General features: G+C 68.2%; 13 protein-coding genes. 12 read left to right on the plus strand and 1 reads right to left on the minus strand.

Annotated elements, in window-relative coordinates; all coding sequences use genetic code 11:
- Positions 1–139 precede the first annotated feature (139 nt).
- Both rplJ and rplL read left to right on the plus strand, forming a co-directional pair.
- Positions 140–751, plus strand: a complete 612-nt coding sequence (gene rplJ / locus AC5Y43_RS18620) for a 50S ribosomal protein L10 (RefSeq protein ID WP_499974826.1) — start codon at positions 140–142, stop codon at positions 749–751.
- Between the two features lie 43 nt (positions 752–794).
- Positions 795–1190: a 50S ribosomal protein L7/L12 gene (rplL, locus tag AC5Y43_RS18625; protein ID WP_499974829.1), complete on the plus strand. Its 396-nt coding sequence runs from the start codon at positions 795–797 to the stop codon at positions 1188–1190.
- A gap of 58 nt (positions 1191–1248) precedes the next feature.
- Here rplL and AC5Y43_RS18630 read toward each other — a convergent pair whose 3' ends face one another.
- Positions 1249–1956 (minus strand): TetR/AcrR family transcriptional regulator, encoded by a 708-nt coding sequence (locus AC5Y43_RS18630; protein WP_499974831.1) that lies wholly within the window; start codon positions 1954–1956, stop codon positions 1249–1251.
- Positions 1957–2027: 71 nt separating this feature from the next.
- On the opposite strand from AC5Y43_RS18630, the gene AC5Y43_RS18635 reads away from it, so the two are divergent.
- The 10 genes from AC5Y43_RS18635 to AC5Y43_RS18680 all read left to right on the plus strand — a co-directional run bounded on the left by AC5Y43_RS18635 (position 2028) and on the right by AC5Y43_RS18680 (position 18518).
- Entirely contained in the window at positions 2028–3554 is a 1527-nt protein-coding gene (locus AC5Y43_RS18635; RefSeq protein WP_499974833.1) for a carotenoid oxygenase family protein, read from the plus strand.
- A 160-nt stretch (positions 3555–3714) separates the two neighbouring features.
- Complete coding sequence (locus AC5Y43_RS18640; protein WP_499974835.1) at positions 3715–4728, plus strand: ABC transporter ATP-binding protein; 1014 nt, start codon at positions 3715–3717, stop codon at positions 4726–4728.
- Positions 4729–5155: 427 nt separating this feature from the next.
- Positions 5156–8668 carry a DNA-directed RNA polymerase subunit beta gene (gene rpoB / locus AC5Y43_RS18645; protein WP_499974837.1) on the plus strand — a complete coding sequence of 1171 codons (3513 nt, stop codon included), beginning with the start codon at positions 5156–5158 and terminating at the stop codon, positions 8666–8668.
- A 38-nt stretch (positions 8669–8706) separates the two neighbouring features.
- On the plus strand, positions 8707–12657 hold the full coding sequence (locus AC5Y43_RS18650; RefSeq protein WP_499974839.1) for a DNA-directed RNA polymerase subunit beta': 3951 nt from the start codon (positions 8707–8709) through the stop codon (positions 12655–12657).
- 142 nt (positions 12658–12799) lie between these two features.
- The gene (locus AC5Y43_RS18655; RefSeq protein WP_499974840.1) at positions 12800–13555 is read left to right on the plus strand and encodes a deoxyribonuclease IV; all 756 of its coding nucleotides are present in this window, start codon (positions 12800–12802) and stop codon (positions 13553–13555) included.
- Positions 13556–13569: 14 nt separating this feature from the next.
- A complete protein-coding gene (locus tag AC5Y43_RS18660) occupies positions 13570–14406 on the plus strand; it encodes a CE1 family esterase (protein ID WP_499974843.1) in 837 nt (278 codons plus the stop codon).
- A gap of 47 nt (positions 14407–14453) precedes the next feature.
- Positions 14454–16082 (plus strand): acyl-CoA dehydrogenase family protein, encoded by a 1629-nt coding sequence (locus AC5Y43_RS18665; RefSeq protein WP_499974844.1) that lies wholly within the window; start codon positions 14454–14456, stop codon positions 16080–16082.
- Between the two features lie 7 nt (positions 16083–16089).
- Positions 16090–17037: a crotonase/enoyl-CoA hydratase family protein gene (locus AC5Y43_RS18670; protein WP_499974846.1), complete on the plus strand. Its 948-nt coding sequence runs from the start codon at positions 16090–16092 to the stop codon at positions 17035–17037.
- Between the two features lie 3 nt (positions 17038–17040).
- Positions 17041–17754: a PaaX family transcriptional regulator C-terminal domain-containing protein gene (locus AC5Y43_RS18675; RefSeq protein ID WP_499974847.1), complete on the plus strand. Its 714-nt coding sequence runs from the start codon at positions 17041–17043 to the stop codon at positions 17752–17754.
- Entirely contained in the window at positions 17751–18518 is a 768-nt protein-coding gene (locus AC5Y43_RS18680) for a crotonase/enoyl-CoA hydratase family protein (RefSeq protein WP_499974848.1), read from the plus strand. Before AC5Y43_RS18675 ends, AC5Y43_RS18680 begins: the two co-directional genes overlap by 4 nt.
- Positions 18519–18525 lie beyond the last annotated feature (7 nt).

Here is an 18525-nt window from a genome sequence, read left to right on the forward strand (position 1 = left end):
CAGGAGGACGAGGCTCAGCACACCTGAGGCCGGCGCGCCCGGCATGTGTACGCCCCGGCCGCTTCCTGCGCCGGGGCGTTCGTCATTCCCCGGTGGTCGCAGACGACAAGTCAGATGGACTTCGACCCAGGAGGTAGGCATGGCCAGGGCTGACAAGGCCACCGCCGTCGCGGACATCGCCGAGCAGTTCAAGGACGCGACGGCCACCTTGATCACCGAGTACCGCGGCTTGACGGTGGCCAATTTGGCCGAGCTGCGCCGGTCGCTGGCGGGCTCGGCCACCTACACCGTGGCCAAGAACACGCTGATCAAGCGGGCGGCCGCGGACGCCGGGATCGAGGGCCTCGACGAGCTGTTCGCCGGCCCGACGGCGATCGCGTTCGTCCGGGGGGAGCCGGTCGACGCCGCCAAGGCCATCAAGACCTTCGCCAAGGACAACAAGGCTCTGGTCATCAAGGGCGGCTACATGGACGGCCACCCGCTGACGGTCTCGGAGGTCGAGCGCATCGCGGACCTGGAGTCCCGCGAGGTGCTGCTGGCCAAGCTGGCCGGCGCGATGAAGGGGAACCTCGCCAAGGCGGCCGGCCTGTTCGCCGCCCCGGCCTCGCAGATGGCCCGCCTCGCGGCCGCGCTTCAGGAGAAGAAGGCCACAGAGACCCCCGCAGCCCCTGCGGCCGCCGAAGCCCCCGCCGCCGAGGCGGCCGAGCCCGCTGCGGAAGCACCAGCCGAAGCCCCGGCAGAAGCCGAATAACAACCGACCCGCCACTTAGGAAAACAAGGAAGGACCCACACCAATGGCAAAGATGACTGCCGACGACCTGCTCGACGCGTTCAAGGAAATGACCCTGTTGGAGCTCTCCGACTTCGTCAAGAAGTTCGAGGAGACCTTCGAGGTGACCGCGGCCGCCCCGGTCGCCGTCGCCGCTGCCGGTGGGCCGGCCGCCGGTGGCGCGCCCGCCGAAGCCGCCGAGGAGCAGTCGGAGTTCGACGTCATCCTCGAGGCCGCCGGCGACAAGAAGATCGGCGTGATCAAGGTCGTCCGCGAGATCGTTTCCGGCCTGGGCCTCAAGGAGGCCAAGGACCTGGTCGACGGCGCCCCCAAGCCGCTGCTGGAGAAGGTCGCCAAGGAGGCCGCCGACGAGGCCAAGACCAAGCTCGAGGCCGCCGGCGCCACCGTCACCGTCAAGTAGCCCCGTCGCGAAAACCCCCGGAACGGCGCGCAACGCGGGTTCCGGGGGTTTCGTGCGCTCAGGAGCCGGACACCGCCGAGCGCAGTGACCGGCCCACCCGATCGGGTGAATCTCCCAGGGCGACAAGCAGTTTCGAGGTCATCGACGCCAGCACCGGCTCCACGGCCGCGCCGTCGTCGCCGTAGTAGCCGGCCAGTTCGAGCATCACGAACCCGTGGATCAACGCCCAGAACTGGGCCGCGGTGGCCACCACCGTGGCGTCGTCGACACCGGCCTTTGACGCGTCCCCGTCCCCCAGGCGGCCGGCCAGCATGCAGCGGTGCACCCCGCGCACCACGTGCGCGAAGCTGGGATAGCTCGCCTCGATCTCGGCGACCGTCAGCGTCAGCACGTTGTGCGCCGGCGCGTTGATGCCGTGCGCGCTGGTGCTGCCGAACATCAGCCGATACATGTGGGGGCGCTCGATGGCGTAGTGCCGGTAGGCACTGCCGATCGCGAACAGGTCGGTGACCGGGTCGTCGGTCGGGGGCACCGTCAGCGCGGCGTCGAACTGGCGCAGACCCTCCTCGGCGACCGCGGCGATCAGCCCCCGCATCCCCCCGAAGTGCGTGTACAGGGCCATCGTCGAGGTCCCCGCGGCGCGCGCCACCTTGCGGGTCTGCAGCGCGTCGGGGCCCTGTTCGTCGAGCAGGCCCACCGCCGCGTGCAGCATCTCCCTACGAACACTGCGGACCGCGCGGGCGCCGCTCTCCGTCTGCGAAGTCATCCTTGCCATCTTGTCATCACCGGCGTACCGTTCCTATAACGCTGAAATAACAATGTTATAGGAGCTTGGCCGTGACGTCCACCCAAACCGCCCCATCCCGGAATCCGTACCTCGAGGGCTTCCTGGCGCCGGTGGCCGCCGAAGTCACCGCGACCGACCTGAAGGTCACCGGGCACATCCCGGAGCACCTCGACGGGCGGTACCTGCGCAACGGTCCCAACCCGGTGGCCGAGGTCGACCCGGCCACCTACCACTGGTTCACCGGCGATGCGATGGTGCACGGCGTGGCGCTGGGCGGCGGGCAGGCGCGCTGGTACCGGAACCGCTGGGTGCGCACCGCACACGTGTGCGCCGCGCGGGGCGAGCCTGCTCCCACCGGGCTGAACCCGCGCGCCGGCATGCTCTCCGTCGGACCCAACACCAATGTGCTCAGCCACGCCGGGCAGACGCTGGCCCTCGTCGAGGGCGGCGGCGCGAACTACCGGCTCACCGACGACCTGGACACCGAGGGGCCCTGCGACTTCGACGGAACGTTGTCCGGCGGCTACACCGCCCACCCGCACACCGATCCGCGCACCGGCGAACTGCACGCCGTTTCCTATTCCTTCACCCGCGGACGAAGCGTGCAGTACTCGGTGATCGACACCCAGGGCCGCGCCCGGCGCACCGTCGACATCGCCGTGAGCGGGTCGCCGATGATGCACGACTTCTCGCTGACCGACAAATACGTGGTGATCTATGACCTGCCCGTCACGTTCGACCCCGTCCAGGTAATGCCGACCAACGTGCCGCGCTGGCTGAGCCTGCCGGCCCGGCTGGTGATGCAGTCGCTGATCGGCCGCGTGCGGATGCCCGGCCCGATGACGGCGATGATGAACCGCAACCGCGCACCGATCAATCGGATGCCCTATCGCTGGGACGCCCACTACCCGGCGCGCATCGGGGTGATGCCCCGCGACGGCCGCGGGAGCAACGCGGGCAAGGATGCCGTCCGCTGGTTCGACATCGAACCCTGCTACGTCTACCACCCGCTCAACGCCTACTCCGAGATGCGGGACGGCGCCGAGGTGCTGGTGCTCGACGTGGTCCGCTACGCCAAAATGTTCGACCGCGACCTGCGCGGCCCGGGGGACAGCCGCCCCACCCTCGACCGCTGGACCATCAATCTGGCGACCGGCGCGGTGACGAGCGAGCGCCGCGACGACCGGCCGCAGGAGTTTCCCCGCATCAACGAGACGCTGCTCGGCGGGCGGCACCGGTTCGGCTACACCGTAGGCACCGACGGCGGTTATCTCGCGAACGGGGCGACCGAGATGTCTACGGCGCTGTACAAGCATGACTACGCGACCGGATCGGCGACGGCGGCCGCGCTCGACCGCGACCTTTCGATCGGTGAGATGTCGTTCGTCCCGAACCCGGGCGGTGCCACCGAGGACGACGGCATCCTGATGGGCTACGGCTACCACCGCGGCCACGACGAGGGGCAGCTGCTTTTGCTGGACGCGCAGACCCTCGAGCCGATGGCCACCGTGCATCTGCCGCAGCGGGTTCCGATGGGCTTCCACGGGAACTGGGCGCCGGCTCCGACCGCCGGCTAACACGCACGTCAAATAGCGTTGTGCGGCCCGGTCTCGGGACGGCCAATTTTTGCCTGCGGTCCCAGGCAAGCCTGATGCGGGGGAGGCGCCGTGCGCTACAGTGACTCATGCCACAGAAAAGGGCAGGTGGCGGGCACGAGCGTCGACGGAAGGATTCCCCATGGGCGTCGCTATCGAGGTGAGGGGACTGACCAAGTCCTTCGGTCCCTCGAGGATTTGGGAAGACGTGACGTTGGATGTCCCCGCCGGGGAGGTCAGCGTCTTGCTGGGGCCGTCGGGTACCGGCAAATCGGTGTTCCTGAAGTCCCTCATCGGTCTGCTGCGCCCGGAGCGCGGTTCGATCATGATCGACGGCACGGACATCCTCGAGTGCTCGGCCAAAGAGCTCTACGAGATCCGCACGTTGTTCGGTGTCATGTTCCAGGACGGCGCGCTGTTCGGTTCGATGAACCTCTTCGACAACGCCGCGTTCCCGCTGCGCGAGCACACCAAGAAGAAGGAAAGCGAGATCCGTGACATCGTCATGGAGAAGCTGACCCTCGTCGGTCTCGGCGGCGACGAGAAGAAGTTCCCCGGCGAGATCTCCGGCGGTATGCGCAAGCGCGCCAGCCTGGCCCGGGCGCTGGTGATGGACCCGCAGATCATCCTCTGCGACGAGCCGGACTCGGGTCTGGACCCGGTCCGCACGGCCTACCTGAGCCAGCTGATCCTCGACATCAACGCGCAGATCGACGCGACCGTCCTGATCGTGACGCACAACATCAACATCGCCCGCACCGTGCCCGACAACATGGGCATGTTGTTCCGGCGCAAGCTGGTCATGTTCGGCCCCCGCGAGGTGCTGCTGACCAGCGACGAGCCAGTGGTGCGCCAATTCCTCAACGGCCGCCGCATCGGCCCGATCGGCATGTCCGAGGAGAAGGACGAGGCGACCATGGCCGAAGAGCAGGCGCTGCTCGACGCGGGTCACCACGCCGGCGGTGTCGAGGAGATCGAGGGGGTGCCGCCGCAGATCACGGCGACGCCGGGCATGCCGGAGCGCAAGGCCGTCGCGCGGCGCCAGGCCCGGGTTCGCGAGATCCTGCACACGCTGCCCAAGAACGCTCAGGCGGCGATCCTCGACGACCTCGAGGGCACCCACAAGTTCCGGTCGAACGAGTTCGGCGGCGAGTAGCGCGCCAGCCCCGGAGCCCTATCCATGACCCGACAATTTTGCGTTAACTCCGCGCAACTTGCCGTCCCGACCCTTGACGGAAGGGGCTAAACGGGTCAGTCTGTTGGGCAGCATGTGTCCAGGGGAGAGTCGAGATCGCCAGCCAGCGCCGATGTCCCTTGGCTGATTGTCGTGGGTAGTTGAGGAATGCGCGGTCCTGCGCTATTGTTGGACGTTGCGCTGGCTACTTCCTGCCCACCTCACACTCGCCACTTGGCCGCTAAAGACACCGTGGTCTTAGCCTGAGCCCCCTCTGCGGCTTAGCTACTTAGTTGCGCGCGTGAGATCTGGTCAGATCGTTCGCCGGCCTAACCGACAAAGTTGATGCGGCGAATTGGCCGGTGTTCCCGGTTCCCGTGAGTCGCACGCGGTGCTGGAAGGACGCATCTTGGCAGGTTCCCGCCAGAGCAAGAAAACCCCCCAAACTTCCTCCTACAACTCCGTGCCCGGAGCGCCCAACCGAGTTTCCTTCGCCAAGCTCCGCGAACCGCTTGAGGTTCCGGGGCTTCTTGACGTGCAGACCGACTCGTTCGAGTGGCTGATCGGCTCGCCGCGCTGGCGCGAGTCGGCGGCCAAGCGCGGAGACGCGGAGCCCAAGGGCGGCCTGGAAGAGGTGCTCGACGAGCTCTCGCCGATCGAGGACTTCTCCGGCTCGATGTCGCTGTCGTTCTCCGACCCCCGCTTTGACGAGGTCAAGGCGCCGGTCGACGAGTGCAAAGACAAGGACATGACGTACGCGGCCCCGCTGTTCGTCACGGCCGAGTTCATCAACAACAACACCGGCGAGATCAAGAGCCAGACGGTGTTCATGGGTGACTTCCCGATGATGACCGAGAAGGGCACCTTCATCATCAACGGCACCGAGCGTGTGGTGGTCAGCCAGCTGGTCCGCTCGCCCGGCGTGTATTTCGACGAGTCGATCGACAAGTCGACCGAGAAGCTGTTGCACAGCGTCAAGGTGATCCCGAGCCGCGGCGCCTGGCTGGAGTTCGACGTCGACAAGCGCGACACCGTCGGCGTCCGCATCGACCGCAAGCGGCGCCAGCCGGTCACCGTGCTGCTCAAGGCGCTCGGCTGGTCCAATGAGCGCATCACCGAGCGGTTCGGTTTCTCCGAGATCATGATGTCGACGCTGGAGAAGGACAACACCGCCGGCACCGACGAGGCGCTGCTGGACATCTACCGCAAGCTGCGCCCGGGTGAACCGCCCACCAAGGAGTCCGCGCAGACCCTGCTGGAGAACCTGTTCTTCAAGGAGAAGCGTTACGACCTGGCCCGGGTGGGCCGGTACAAGGTCAACAAGAAGCTCGGCCTCAACACCGAGCACCCGATCACGGCGACCACGCTGACCGAAGAGGACGTCGTCGCCACAATCGAGTACCTGGTGCGCCTGCATCACGTCTCTCAGGATGGCCAACCCCCGGTTATGACGGTGCCGGGCGGCGTCGAGGTGCCGGTGGAGACCGACGACATCGACCACTTCGGCAACCGCCGGCTGCGCACCGTCGGTGAGCTGATCCAGAACCAGATCCGCGTCGGCATGTCCCGGATGGAGCGCGTCGTCCGCGAGCGGATGACCACCCAGGACGTCGAGGCCATCACGCCGCAGACGCTGATCAACATCCGGCCGGTGGTCGCCGCGATCAAGGAGTTCTTCGGCACCAGCCAGCTCTCCCAGTTCATGGACCAGAACAACCCGCTGTCGGGGCTGACCCACAAGCGCCGCCTGTCGGCACTGGGCCCCGGTGGTCTGTCGCGGGAGCGCGCCGGGCTGGAGGTCCGGGACGTGCACCCGAGTCACTACGGCCGCATGTGCCCGATCGAGACCCCGGAGGGCCCGAACATCGGCCTGATCGGTTCGCTGTCGGTGTACGCGCGGGTCAACCCGTTCGGGTTCATCGAGACGCCCTATCGGAAGGTCGTGGACGGGGTCGTCACCGACGAGATCGTCTACCTGACCGCCGACGAGGAGGACCGCCACGTGGTGGCGCAGGCCAACTCGCCGATCGATGCGGACGGCCGGTTCGTCGAGGGACGTGTTCTGGTTCGTCGTAAGGCGGGCGAGGTCGAGTACGTGCCGTCGTCCGAGGTGGACTACATGGACGTGTCGCCGCGCCAGATGGTGTCGGTGGCCACGGCCATGATTCCGTTCCTCGAGCACGACGACGCCAACCGGGCCCTGATGGGCGCCAACATGCAGCGCCAGGCGGTTCCGCTGGTGCGCAGCGAGGCGCCGCTGGTGGGCACCGGCATGGAGTTGCGCGCGGCGATCGACGCCGGCGACGTTGTCGTGGCCGACAAGTCCGGGGTGATCGAGGAGGTCTCCGCCGACTACATCACCGTGATGGCCGACGACGGCACCCGGCACACCTACCGGATGCGCAAGTTCGCCCGCTCCAACCACGGCACCTGCGCCAACCAGTCGCCGATCGTCGACGCGGGCGACCGCGTCGAGGCCGGCCAGGTCATCGCCGACGGTCCGTGCACCCAAAACGGTGAGATGGCGCTGGGCAAGAACCTGCTCGTGGCGATCATGCCGTGGGAGGGCCACAACTACGAGGACGCGATCATCCTCTCCAACCGCCTGGTCGAAGAGGACGTGCTCACCTCGATCCACATCGAGGAGCACGAGATCGACGCCCGCGACACCAAGCTGGGCGCCGAGGAGATCACCCGGGACATCCCGAACGTCTCCGACGAGGTGCTGGCCGACCTCGACGAGCGCGGCATCGTGCGGATCGGGGCCGAGGTTCGCGACGGCGACATCCTGGTCGGCAAGGTCACCCCGAAGGGGGAGACCGAGCTGACGCCCGAGGAGCGGCTGCTGCGGGCGATCTTCGGCGAGAAGGCCCGCGAGGTCCGCGACACCTCGCTGAAGGTGCCGCACGGCGAGTCCGGCAAGGTCATCGGCATCCGGGTGTTCTCCCGCGAGGACGACGACGAGCTGCCTGCCGGGGTCAACGAGCTGGTCCGCGTCTACGTGGCCCAGAAGCGCAAGATCTCCGACGGCGACAAGCTGGCCGGCCGGCACGGCAACAAGGGCGTGATCGGCAAGATCCTGCCGGTCGAGGACATGCCGTTCCTGCCGGATGGCACCCCGGTGGACATCATCCTGAACACCCACGGGGTGCCGCGACGGATGAACATCGGCCAGATCCTGGAAACCCACCTCGGCTGGTGCGCGCACAGCGGCTGGAAGGTCGACACCGGCAAGGGCGTTCCGGACTGGGCGGGCAACCTGCCCGAGTCGCTGCTGCACGCCGAGCCGAACGCCATCGTCTCGACGCCCGTGTTCGACGGTGCCCAGGAGGCCGAGCTGCAGGGCCTGCTGTCGGCCACGCTGCCCAACCGCGACGGCGAGGTGCTGGTGAACGGCGACGGCAAGGCGGTGCTGTTCGACGGCCGCAGCGGCGAGCCGTTCCCGTATCCGGTGACCGTCGGCTTCATGTACATCATGAAGCTGCACCACCTGGTGGACGACAAGATCCACGCCCGCTCGACCGGTCCGTACTCGATGATCACCCAGCAGCCGCTGGGCGGTAAGGCGCAGTTCGGTGGCCAGCGGTTCGGTGAGATGGAGTGCTGGGCCATGCAGGCCTACGGCGCGGCGTACACGCTGCAGGAACTGTTGACCATCAAGTCCGACGACACCGTCGGCCGGGTCAAGGTGTACGAGGCGATCGTCAAGGGCGAGAACATCCCCGAGCCGGGCATCCCCGAGTCGTTCAAGGTGCTGCTCAAGGAGCTGCAGTCGCTGTGCCTCAACGTCGAGGTGCTGTCGTCCGACGGCGCGGCCATCGAGCTGCGCGAGGGCGAGGACGAGGACCTGGAGCGGGCCGCGGCCAACCTGGGAATCAACTTGTCCCGCAACGAATCCGCGTCGGTGGAAGACCTCGCTTAGTTATCAGTCACTAATCCCGCAAGGGGAAAGGGAGTTACGTGCTCGACGTCAACTTCTTCGATGAACTCCGGATCGGCCTGGCGACTGCTGAGGACATCCGGCAATGGTCCTACGGCGAGGTCAAGAAGCCGGAGACCATCAACTACCGCACGCTCAAGCCCGAGAAGGACGGCCTGTTCTGCGAGAAGATCTTCGGACCGACTCGCGACTGGGAGTGCTACTGCGGCAAGTACAAGCGGGTGCGCTTCAAGGGCATCATCTGTGAGCGCTGTGGCGTCGAGGTGACCCGCGCCAAGGTGCGCCGTGAGCGGATGGGCCACATCGAGCTGGCCGCGCCGGTCACGCACATCTGGTACTTCAAGGGCGTGCCGTCACGGCTGGGCTACCTGCTCGACCTGGCGCCCAAGGACCTCGAGAAGATCATCTATTTCGCGGCGTACGTGATCACGTCCGTCGACGGCGAGATGCGGCACAACGAGCTGTCCACGCTCGAGGCCGAGATGGTGGTCGAGCGCAAGGCCGTCGAGGACCAGCGCGACGCCGAGCTGGAGGCCCGCGCCCAGAAGCTCGAGGCCGACCTGGCCGAGCTGGAGGCCGAGGGAGCCAAAGCCGATGCGCGGCGCAAGGTTCGCGACGGCGGCGAGCGGGAGATGCGCCAACTGCGCGACCGGGCCCAGCGCGAGCTGGACCGGCTGGAGGACATCTGGAGCACGTTCACCAAGCTGGCTCCCAAGCAGCTGATCGTCGACGAGAACCTCTACCGCGAGCTCGTCGACCGCTACGGCGAGTACTTCACCGGCGCCATGGGCGCGGAGTCGATCCAGAAGCTGATCGAGAACTTCGACATCGACGCCGAGGCCGACTCGTTGCGTGAGACCATCCGAAGTGGCAAGGGGCAGAAGAAGCTTCGCGCGCTGAAGCGGCTCAAGGTGGTGGCCGCCTTCCAGCAGTCGGGCAACTCGCCGATGGGCATGGTGCTCGACGCGGTGCCGGTGATCCCGCCGGAGCTGCGCCCGATGGTCCAGCTCGACGGCGGCCGGTTCGCCACGTCCGACCTCAACGACCTGTACCGCCGGGTGATCAACCGCAACAACCGGCTGAAGAGGCTCATCGACCTCGGCGCCCCCGAGATCATCGTCAACAACGAGAAGCGGATGCTGCAGGAGTCCGTCGACGCGCTGTTCGACAACGGTCGTCGCGGCCGGCCCGTCACCGGGCCCGGCAACCGTCCGCTGAAGTCGCTCTCCGATCTGCTCAAGGGCAAGCAGGGCCGGTTCCGCCAGAACCTGCTCGGAAAGCGCGTCGACTACTCGGGCCGCAGCGTCATCGTGGTCGGCCCGCAGCTCAAGCTGCACCAGTGCGGCCTGCCCAAGCTGATGGCGCTGGAGCTGTTCAAGCCGTTCGTGATGAAGCGGCTGGTCGACCTCAACCACGCGCAGAACATCAAGAGCGCCAAGCGCATGGTCGAGCGCCAGCGTCCCCAGGTGTGGGACGTGCTCGAAGAGGTCATCGCCGAGCACCCGGTGCTGCTGAACCGCGCGCCCACCCTGCACCGGTTGGGCATCCAGGCCTTCGAACCGATGCTGGTGGAGGGCAAGGCGATTCAGCTGCACCCACTGGTGTGTGAGGCCTTCAACGCCGACTTCGACGGCGACCAGATGGCCGTGCACCTGCCGTTGTCGGCGGAGGCGCAGGCCGAGGCCCGCATCCTGATGCTGTCGTCGAACAACATCCTGTCGCCGGCGTCCGGCCGCCCGCTGGCCATGCCGCGACTCGACATGGTGACCGGGTTGTACTTCCTGACCACCGAGGTCGAGGGCGACAAGGGCGAATACGTCGCTGCGGCGAAGGACAGCCCGGAGGTCGGCGTGTACTCCTCGCCGGCCGAGGCGATCATGGCCTCCGACCGCGGCCTGCTGTCGGTGCGGGCCAAGATCAAGGTGCGGCTGACCCAGCTGCGTCCGCCGGCCGAGATCGAGGCGGAGCTGTTCGGCGTCAACGGCTGGCAGCCGGGCGACGCGTGGATGGCCGAGACCACGCTGGGCCGGGTGATGTTCAACGAGCTGCTGCCGGTGGGCTACCCGTTCGTGAACAAGCAGATGCACAAGAAGGTGCAGGCCGCGATCATCAACGACCTGGCCGAGCGCTACCCGATGATCGTCGTCGCGCAGACCGTCGACAAGCTCAAGGACGCCGGCTTCTACTGGGCGACCCGCAGCGGCGTGACGGTCTCGATGGCCGACGTGTTGGTGCCACCGCGCAAGAAGGAGATCCTCGACCAATACGAGGAGCGGGCCGACAAGGTCGAAAAGCAGTTCCAGCGTGGCGCTTTGAACCACGAGGAGCGCAACGAGGCGCTGGTCGAGATCTGGAAGGAAGCCACCGACGAGGTGGGTCAGGCGCTGCGGGAGCACTACCCCAGCGACAACCCGATCATCACCATCGTCGACTCGGGTGCCACGGGTAACTTCACCCAGACCCGAACGCTGGCCGGCATGAAGGGTCTGGTGACCAACCCCAAGGGTGAGTTCATCCCGCGTCCGGTCAAGTCGTCCTTCCGCGAGGGCCTGACCGTGCTGGAGTACTTCATCAACACCCACGGCGCGCGAAAGGGCTTGGCGGACACCGCGTTGCGCACCGCCGACTCCGGGTACCTGACCCGTCGTCTGGTGGACGTGAGCCAGGACGTCATCGTCCGCGAGCACGACTGCGAGACCGAGCGCGGCATCGTCGTCGAGTTGGCCGAGCGTCAGCCCGACGGCACCCTGATCCGTGACCCGTACATCGAAACCTCGGCGTACGCACGGACTTTGGGCACCGACGCGGTCGACGAGGCCGGCAACGTCGTCGTCGCACGCGGCGAGGACCTGGGTGACCCGGAGATCGACGCGCTGCTGGCCGCGGGCATCACCTCGGTCAAGGTGCGCTCGGTGCTGACCTGCGCCACCGGCACGGGTGTCTGCGCGACCTGCTACGGACGCTCGATGGCCACCGGCAAGCTGGTCGACATCGGCGAGGCCGTCGGCATCGTCGCCGCGCAGTCCATCGGTGAGCCGGGCACGCAGCTGACCATGCGGACCTTCCACCAGGGTGGTGTCGGTGAGGACATCACCGGCGGTCTGCCCCGAGTGCAGGAGCTGTTCGAGGCGCGGGTTCCGCGCGGCAAGGCGCCGATCGCCGACGTCACCGGCCGGATCCGTCTCGAGGACGGCGAGCGGTTCTACAAGATCACCATCGTTCCCGACGACGGGGGCGAGGAGGTCGTGTACGACAAGCTCTCCAAGCGCCAACGGCTTCGGGTGTTCAAGCACGAGGACGGCTCCGAGGGCGTGCTCTCCGACGGCGACCACGTCGAGGTGGGCCAGCAGTTGATGGAGGGCTCGGCCGACCCGCACGAGGTGCTGCGCGTGCAGGGCCCGCGCGAGGTGCAGATCCACCTGGTCCGCGAGGTCCAGGAGGTCTACCGGGCGCAGGGTGTGTCGATTCACGACAAGCACATCGAGGTGATCGTTCGCCAGATGCTGCGCCGGGTCACCATCATCGACTCGGGCTCGACGGAGTTCCTGCCCGGCTCGCTGATCGACCGCGCGGAGTTCGAGGCGGAGAACCGCCGGGTGGTGGCCGAGGGCGGCGAGCCTGCCGCGGGCCGTCCGGTGCTGATGGGCATCACGAAGGCGAGCCTGGCCACCGACTCGTGGCTTTCCGCGGCGTCGTTCCAGGAGACCACGCGAGTGCTGACCGATGCGGCGATCAATTGCCGCAGCGACAAGCTCAACGGTCTGAAGGAGAACGTGATCATCGGAAAGCTGATCCCGGCCGGCACCGGAATCAACCGCTACCGCAACATCCAGGTGCAGCCCACCGAGGAGGCCCGCGCCGCGGCGTACACGATCCCGTCCTACGAGGATCACTACTACAGCCCGGACTTCGGCCAGGCCACCGGAGCCGCGGTGCCGCTGGACGACTACGGGTACAGCGACTACCGGTGAATTATTGGTGCGAAAAAGCCCCGGGCTTCTGCCCGGGGCTTTTTCTCTGCATCGAGTGCGCGGCCAGCCGCACGTTCGACGTCGAGTGTGCGGCCAGCCGCACACTCGCCTCGCGACGGGACCCCTCACTACACTGGCCAGCGTGCTCATCGGTTCGCACGTCCACCAAGACGACCCCCTGGCCGCCGCGCAGGCCGACGGCGCCGACGTGGTGCAATTCTTCCTCGGCAACCCGCAGAGCTGGAAGAAGCCCAAGCCCCGCGACGACGCCGAGGCGCTGAAGGCATCGCCCATTCCGCTGTACGTGCACGCGCCGTATCTGATCAACGTGGCCTCGGCCAACAACCGCATCCGCATCCCGTCGCGCAAGATCCTGCAGGACACCTGCGATGCGGCCGCGGCCATCAACGCGACGGCGGTGATCGTGCACGGCGGCCACGCCGACGACAACGACATGGAGGCCGGCTTCGAGCGCTGGGTCAAGGCGCTGGACTACCTCGAAACCGACGTGTCGGTCTACCTGGAGAACACCGCGGGCGGCGACCACGCTATGGCCCGCCACTTCGACACCATCGGCCGGCTGTGGGATCACATCGGCGACAAGGGAATTGGGTTCTGCCTGGACACCTGCCACGCCTGGGCCGCCGGTGAGGAGCTGATCGACGCCGTCGACCGGATCAAGGCGCTGACCGGCCGCATCGACCTGGTGCACTGCAACGACTCGCGGGACGCCGCGGGCTCGGGTGCCGACCGGCACGCCAACTTCGGCACCGGCAAGATAGACCCCGAGCTACTCGCCGCGGTGGTCACCGCCGCCGACGCGCCCGTCATCTGCGAGACCGCCGACGAGGGACGCAAGGACGACATCGCGTTCCTGCGCGAAAAGACAAGCGGCTGAGGCGTACCCCGGCGATGCGCGCGACGGCCGCCGCGTTCGTCGGCCTGCTGCTGATCGCAGGGTGCGCGGCGTGGCAGCCCGACCCACCACCGGGATTCGTCACCGGCACCAGCCTCCACCACATCAAAGTCGGCGCCCTGGATCGCAGCTATCGGCTGTACAGGCCGGCCGGGGTGCCGGCCTCGGCCCCGCTGGTGGTCATGATGCACGGCGTCTCGGGCAGCGCCAGGGAGGCCGAAAGGGATTACCACTGGGACGGATTGGCCGACACCGCCAAGTTCGTCGTCGCCTATCCCGACGGCCTGAACCAGGCGTGGAACGTCGACGGGCAAACCTGCTGCGGTCGGTCGGGACGCGAGGGCGTCGACGACGTCGGCTTCATCCGCGCCGCCGTCGCCGACATCGCCAAGAACGTCGGCATCGACGCCGCCAGGGTCTACGCCACCGGCATGAGCAACGGCGGCATCATGTCCTACACGCTGGCGTGCACCACCGAAATCTTCGTGGCGATCGGCCCGGTCGCGGGCACCCAGCTCAACGGGTGCCGCGCGCCGCATCCGATGTCGGTCATGCACATTCACGGCACCGCGGACCGGTTGGTGCCCTACGGCGGCGGACAAGGCTACAGCGTCATCAACGGCCCCTCGGTGCCCGAGGTGAACGCGTTCTGGCGCAACGTCGATCAGTGCGCCGCCCCGTCCGCCACCGTCGACGGCCCGATCGCCACGTCGACCGCGGGATGCGCCGACAACCGCGGGGTCGTGCTCGTCACGATCGACCAGGGTGGCCACGACTGGCCGGAGTTCGCGACGCGGGAGCTGTGGGAGTTCTTCGCCGCGCACCCCCGCTGATCATTACATCTCTTGTGCGATTGTCGAAAATCTGTAACATGGGAGGTATGCCAGACACCCATGCCGTGACCAACCAGGTCCCGCCCCTGGAGAACCACAACCCCGCGACGTCCGCCGTGCTCGTCGAGGCCCTGATCCGCGAGGGCGGGCAGTGGGGCCTGGACGAGCTGAATGAGTTCGGGGCGCTGGCGGGATCAAGCCAGGCCATCCGGTGGGGCGAGCTCGCCGACCGCAACCGGCCCATCCTGCACACTCACGACCCGTGCGGCCAGCGGGTCGACGAGGTGGAGTACGACCCCGCCTATCACGAGCTGATGCGCGCGGCGATCGGCCACGGCATCCACGCCGCGCCATGGGCCGACGGGCGGCCGGGTGCGCACGTGGTGCGTGCGGCCAAGATGTCGGTCTGGAACGTCGAGCCCGGACACACCTGCCCGGTCTCGATGACGTACGCCGTCGTGCCCGCGCTGCGCCACAACCCCGACCTGGCGGCGGTGTACGAGCCGCTGCTGACCAGTCGCGAGTACGACCCCGAACTCAAGCTGGCCACCACGAAGCCCGGGATCACCGCGGGCATGTCGATGACGGAAAAGCAGGGCGGCTCCGACGTCCGCGCCGGCACCACCCAGGCGACCCCCAACGGGGACGGCACCTACCGCCTGACCGGACACAAGTGGTTCACCTCGGCGCCGATGTGCGACATATTCCTGGTGCTGGCCCAAGCCCCGGGCGGGCTGTCGTGTTTCCTGCTGCCACGCGTGCTGCCCGACGGCACCCGCAACCGAATGCTGTTGCAGCGCCTCAAGGACAAGCTCGGCAACCACGCCAACGCCTCCAGCGAGGTCGAGTACGACGGCGCCACCGCGTGGCTGGTGGGCGAGGAGGGCCGCGGCGTCCCGACCATCATCGAGATGGTCAACCTGACCCGGCTGGACTGCACGCTGGGCAGCGCCACCAGCATGCGCACCGGCCTGACCCGCGCCGTCCACCACGCCCAGCACCGAAAGGCGTTCGGCGCCTACCTGATCGACCAGCCGCTGATGCGCAACGTGCTGGCCGACCTGGCCGTGGAGGCCGAGGCCGCCACGATCGTCGCGATGCGCATGGCCGGCGCCACCGACAAGGCGGTGCGGGGCGACGAAACCGAAGCGCTGCTGCGCCGGATCGGCCTGGCCGCCAGCAAGTACTGGGTGTGCAAGCGCGCCACCCCGCACGCCGCCGAGGCTCTGGAATGTCTGGGCGGCAACGGCTATGTCGAGGATTCCGGGATGCCGCGAATATTCCGCGAGGCACCCCTGATGGGCATCTGGGAGGGCTCGGGCAACGTCAGCGCGCTGGACACGCTGCGCGCCATGGCGACTCGGCCCCAGTGTGTCGAGGTGCTGTTCGCGGAGGTGGCCGAAAGCACCGGTCAGGACCCGCGCCTGCGCGGCCACGTCGAGCGCCTGCGCCGGGAACTGGCCGACCTGGACAGCATCGCCTACCGCGCCCGCAAGGTGGCCGAGGACATCTGCCTGGCGCTGCAGGGCTCGCTGCTGGTGCGCCACGGCCATCCCGCCGTCGCCGAGGCGTTTCTGGCCACCCGGCTCGACGGCCGGTGGGGCGGCGCGTTCGGCACCATGCCGGACGGGCTGGACCTGGCCCCCATCCTGGAGCGCTGCCTGGTAAAGGGCTGAGCCGCCAATGACCCACGCGATCAGGCCGATCGACTTCGACAACCTGAAAACCATGACCTACGAGGTCACCGACCGGGTTGCCCGCATCACCTTCAACCGGCCGGACAAGGGCAACGCGATCGTCGCGGATACCCCGCTGGAGCTCTCGGCGCTCGTCGAGCGCGCCGACCTCGATCCCGACGTGCACGTCATCCTGGTGTCGGGGCGCGGCGCGGGCTTCTGCGCGGGCTTCGACCTGTCCGCCTACGCCGACCGCACCGGTTCGGCCGGCGACGGGAGCCTTAAAGGCGCCTACCAGGGCACCGTGCTGGACGGCAAGACCCAGGCGGTCAACCATCTGCCGAACCAGCCGTGGGACCCGGTGCTCGACTACCAGATGATGAGCCGGTTCGTGCGCGGGTTCTCCAGCCTGATGCATGCCGACAAGCCGACGGTGGTCAAGATCCACGGCTACTGCGTGGCCGGGGGCACCGACATCGCGCTGCACGCCGACCAGGTGATCGCCGCCGCCGACGCCAAGATCGGCTACCCGCCGACGCGGGTGTGGGGCGTTCCGGCGGCGGGGCTGTGGGCCCACCGGCTCGGCGATCAACGCGCCAAACGGCTGCTGCTGACCGGCGATTGCATCACCGGCGCGCAGGCCGCCGAGTGGGGGCTGGCGGTCGAGGCGCCGGACCCCGAAGATCTCGACGAGCGCACCGAGCGGCTCGTCGCGCGGATCGCCGCGGTACCGATCAATCAGCTGGTGATGGTCAAGCTCGCGCTCAATTCGGCTCTGCTGCAACAGGGTGTGGCCACCAGCAGGATGGTCAGCACCGTGTTCGACGGGGTCGCCCGGCACACCCCCGAGGGGCACGCCTTCGTGGCCGACGCGGTCGAGCACGGCTTCCGGGAGGCGGTGCGCCACCGCGACGAGCCGTTCGGCGACCACGGCCGCACCACCTCAGGGGTCTAGCCCATGCCGGACATGACGGCCCGGTCGGTGGTGCTCAGCGTGCTGCTCGGCGCCCACCCGGCGTGCGCCAGCGCCAGCGAATTGATCGGACTCACAGCAGGTTTCGGCATCAAGGAGGCGACGCTGCGGGTGGCGCTGACCCGCATGGTCGGCGCGGGCGACCTGATCCGGTCCGCCGACGGATACCGGCTCTCCGATCGATTGCTGGCCCGCCAGCGCCGGCAGGACGACGCCATGCGCCCCCGAACCCGGCGGTGGCGGGGGGACTGGATCATGCTGATCGTGACCAGCGTCGGTGGCGACGCCCGCACCCGCGCGGCGCTGCGAGCGACCATGCATGACAAGCGCTTCGGCGAACTTCGCGAAGGCGTGTGGATGCGGCCCGACAACCTCGACCCGGACCTGGACCCGGACGTCGCGGCACGGGTGCGGATGCTGACAGCGCAGGATGACGCGCCCGTCCAGCTCGCCGGTGAGCTGTGGGACCTGCCCGGCTGGGCGCAGACCGGCCACCGGCTTCTCGACGAGATAAACACGGCCGCAGGCATTCCCGGCCGGTTCGTGGCGGCCGCGGCGATCGTGCGCCACTTGTTGACCGATCCGGTGCTGCCCGCCGAACTGCTGCCCGACGATTGGCCGGGCAACCCCCTGCGCACCGCCTATAACGACTTTGCCGCCGAACTCGACAAGCGGCGCGATCTAGTGGAGGCGAGATGAGCGATCCGGTGCGCATCGAACGCAACGGCCCTGTGACCACGGTGATCCTCGACCGGCCGGAGGCACGCAACGCCGTCAACGGCCCGACGGCCGCCGCGCTGTATGCGGCGTTCGAGGAATTCGACCGCGACGACTCCGCGTCGGTGGCGGTGCTGTGGGGCGACAACGGAACCTTCTGCGCCGGAGCCGATTTGAAGGCGTTCGGCACGCCGGATGCCAACGCGGTGCACCGCAGCGGTCCCGGCCCGATGGGACCGACGCGGATGGTGCTGTCCAAACCGGTGATCGCCGCGGTCAGCGGCCACGCCGTCGCCGGTGGTCTGGAGCTGGCGATCTGGTGCGACCTGCGGGTGGCCGAGGAGGACGCCGTCTTCGGGGTGTTCTGCCGGCGCTGGGGAGTGCCGCTCATCGACGGTGGCACCGTGCGGCTGCCCCGCCTGATCGGGCAGAGCCGCGCCATGGACATGATCCTGACCGGCCGCGGGGTCAAGGCCGACGAGGCGCTGACGATGGGCCTGGCCAACCGCGTCGTGCCCAAGGGGCAGGCCAGGCCGGCGGCCGAAGAGCTGGCGGGCCAGCTCGCGGCGCTGCCGCAGCAGTGCCTGCGATCGGATCGGCTCTCGGCGCTAAGCCAGTGGGGTACAACGGAATCCGATGCCGTAGATTTCGAGTTCGCCAGCATCTCCCGGGTCGCCGCGGAGGCGCTCGAAGGGGCGGGTCGGTTCGCCGCGGGTGCCGGCCGGCACGGCACGCCGGCAAACTAAACCGGCG

The organism is Mycobacterium sp. NGS57, assembly GCF_059812405.1.

Coding starts and splice junctions, on each gene's coding strand:
- rplL (WP_499974829.1), top strand. CDS start 795: ATGGCAAAGATGACTGCCGACGACCTGCTCGACGCGTTCAAGGAAATG.
- AC5Y43_RS18680 (WP_499974848.1), top strand. CDS start 17,751: ATGAGCGATCCGGTGCGCATCGAACGCAACGGCCCTGTGACCACGGTG.
- AC5Y43_RS18660 (WP_499974843.1), top strand. CDS start 13,570: ATGCGCGCGACGGCCGCCGCGTTCGTCGGCCTGCTGCTGATCGCAGGG.
- AC5Y43_RS18630 (WP_499974831.1), bottom strand. CDS start 1,956: ATGACTTCGCAGACGGAGAGCGGCGCCCGCGCGGTCCGCAGTGTTCGT.
- AC5Y43_RS18640 (WP_499974835.1), top strand. CDS start 3,715: ATGGGCGTCGCTATCGAGGTGAGGGGACTGACCAAGTCCTTCGGTCCC.
- AC5Y43_RS18670 (WP_499974846.1), top strand. CDS start 16,090: ATGACCCACGCGATCAGGCCGATCGACTTCGACAACCTGAAAACCATG.
- AC5Y43_RS18675 (WP_499974847.1), top strand. CDS start 17,041: ATGCCGGACATGACGGCCCGGTCGGTGGTGCTCAGCGTGCTGCTCGGC.
- AC5Y43_RS18665 (WP_499974844.1), top strand. CDS start 14,454: ATGCCAGACACCCATGCCGTGACCAACCAGGTCCCGCCCCTGGAGAAC.
- rplJ (WP_499974826.1), top strand. CDS start 140: ATGGCCAGGGCTGACAAGGCCACCGCCGTCGCGGACATCGCCGAGCAG.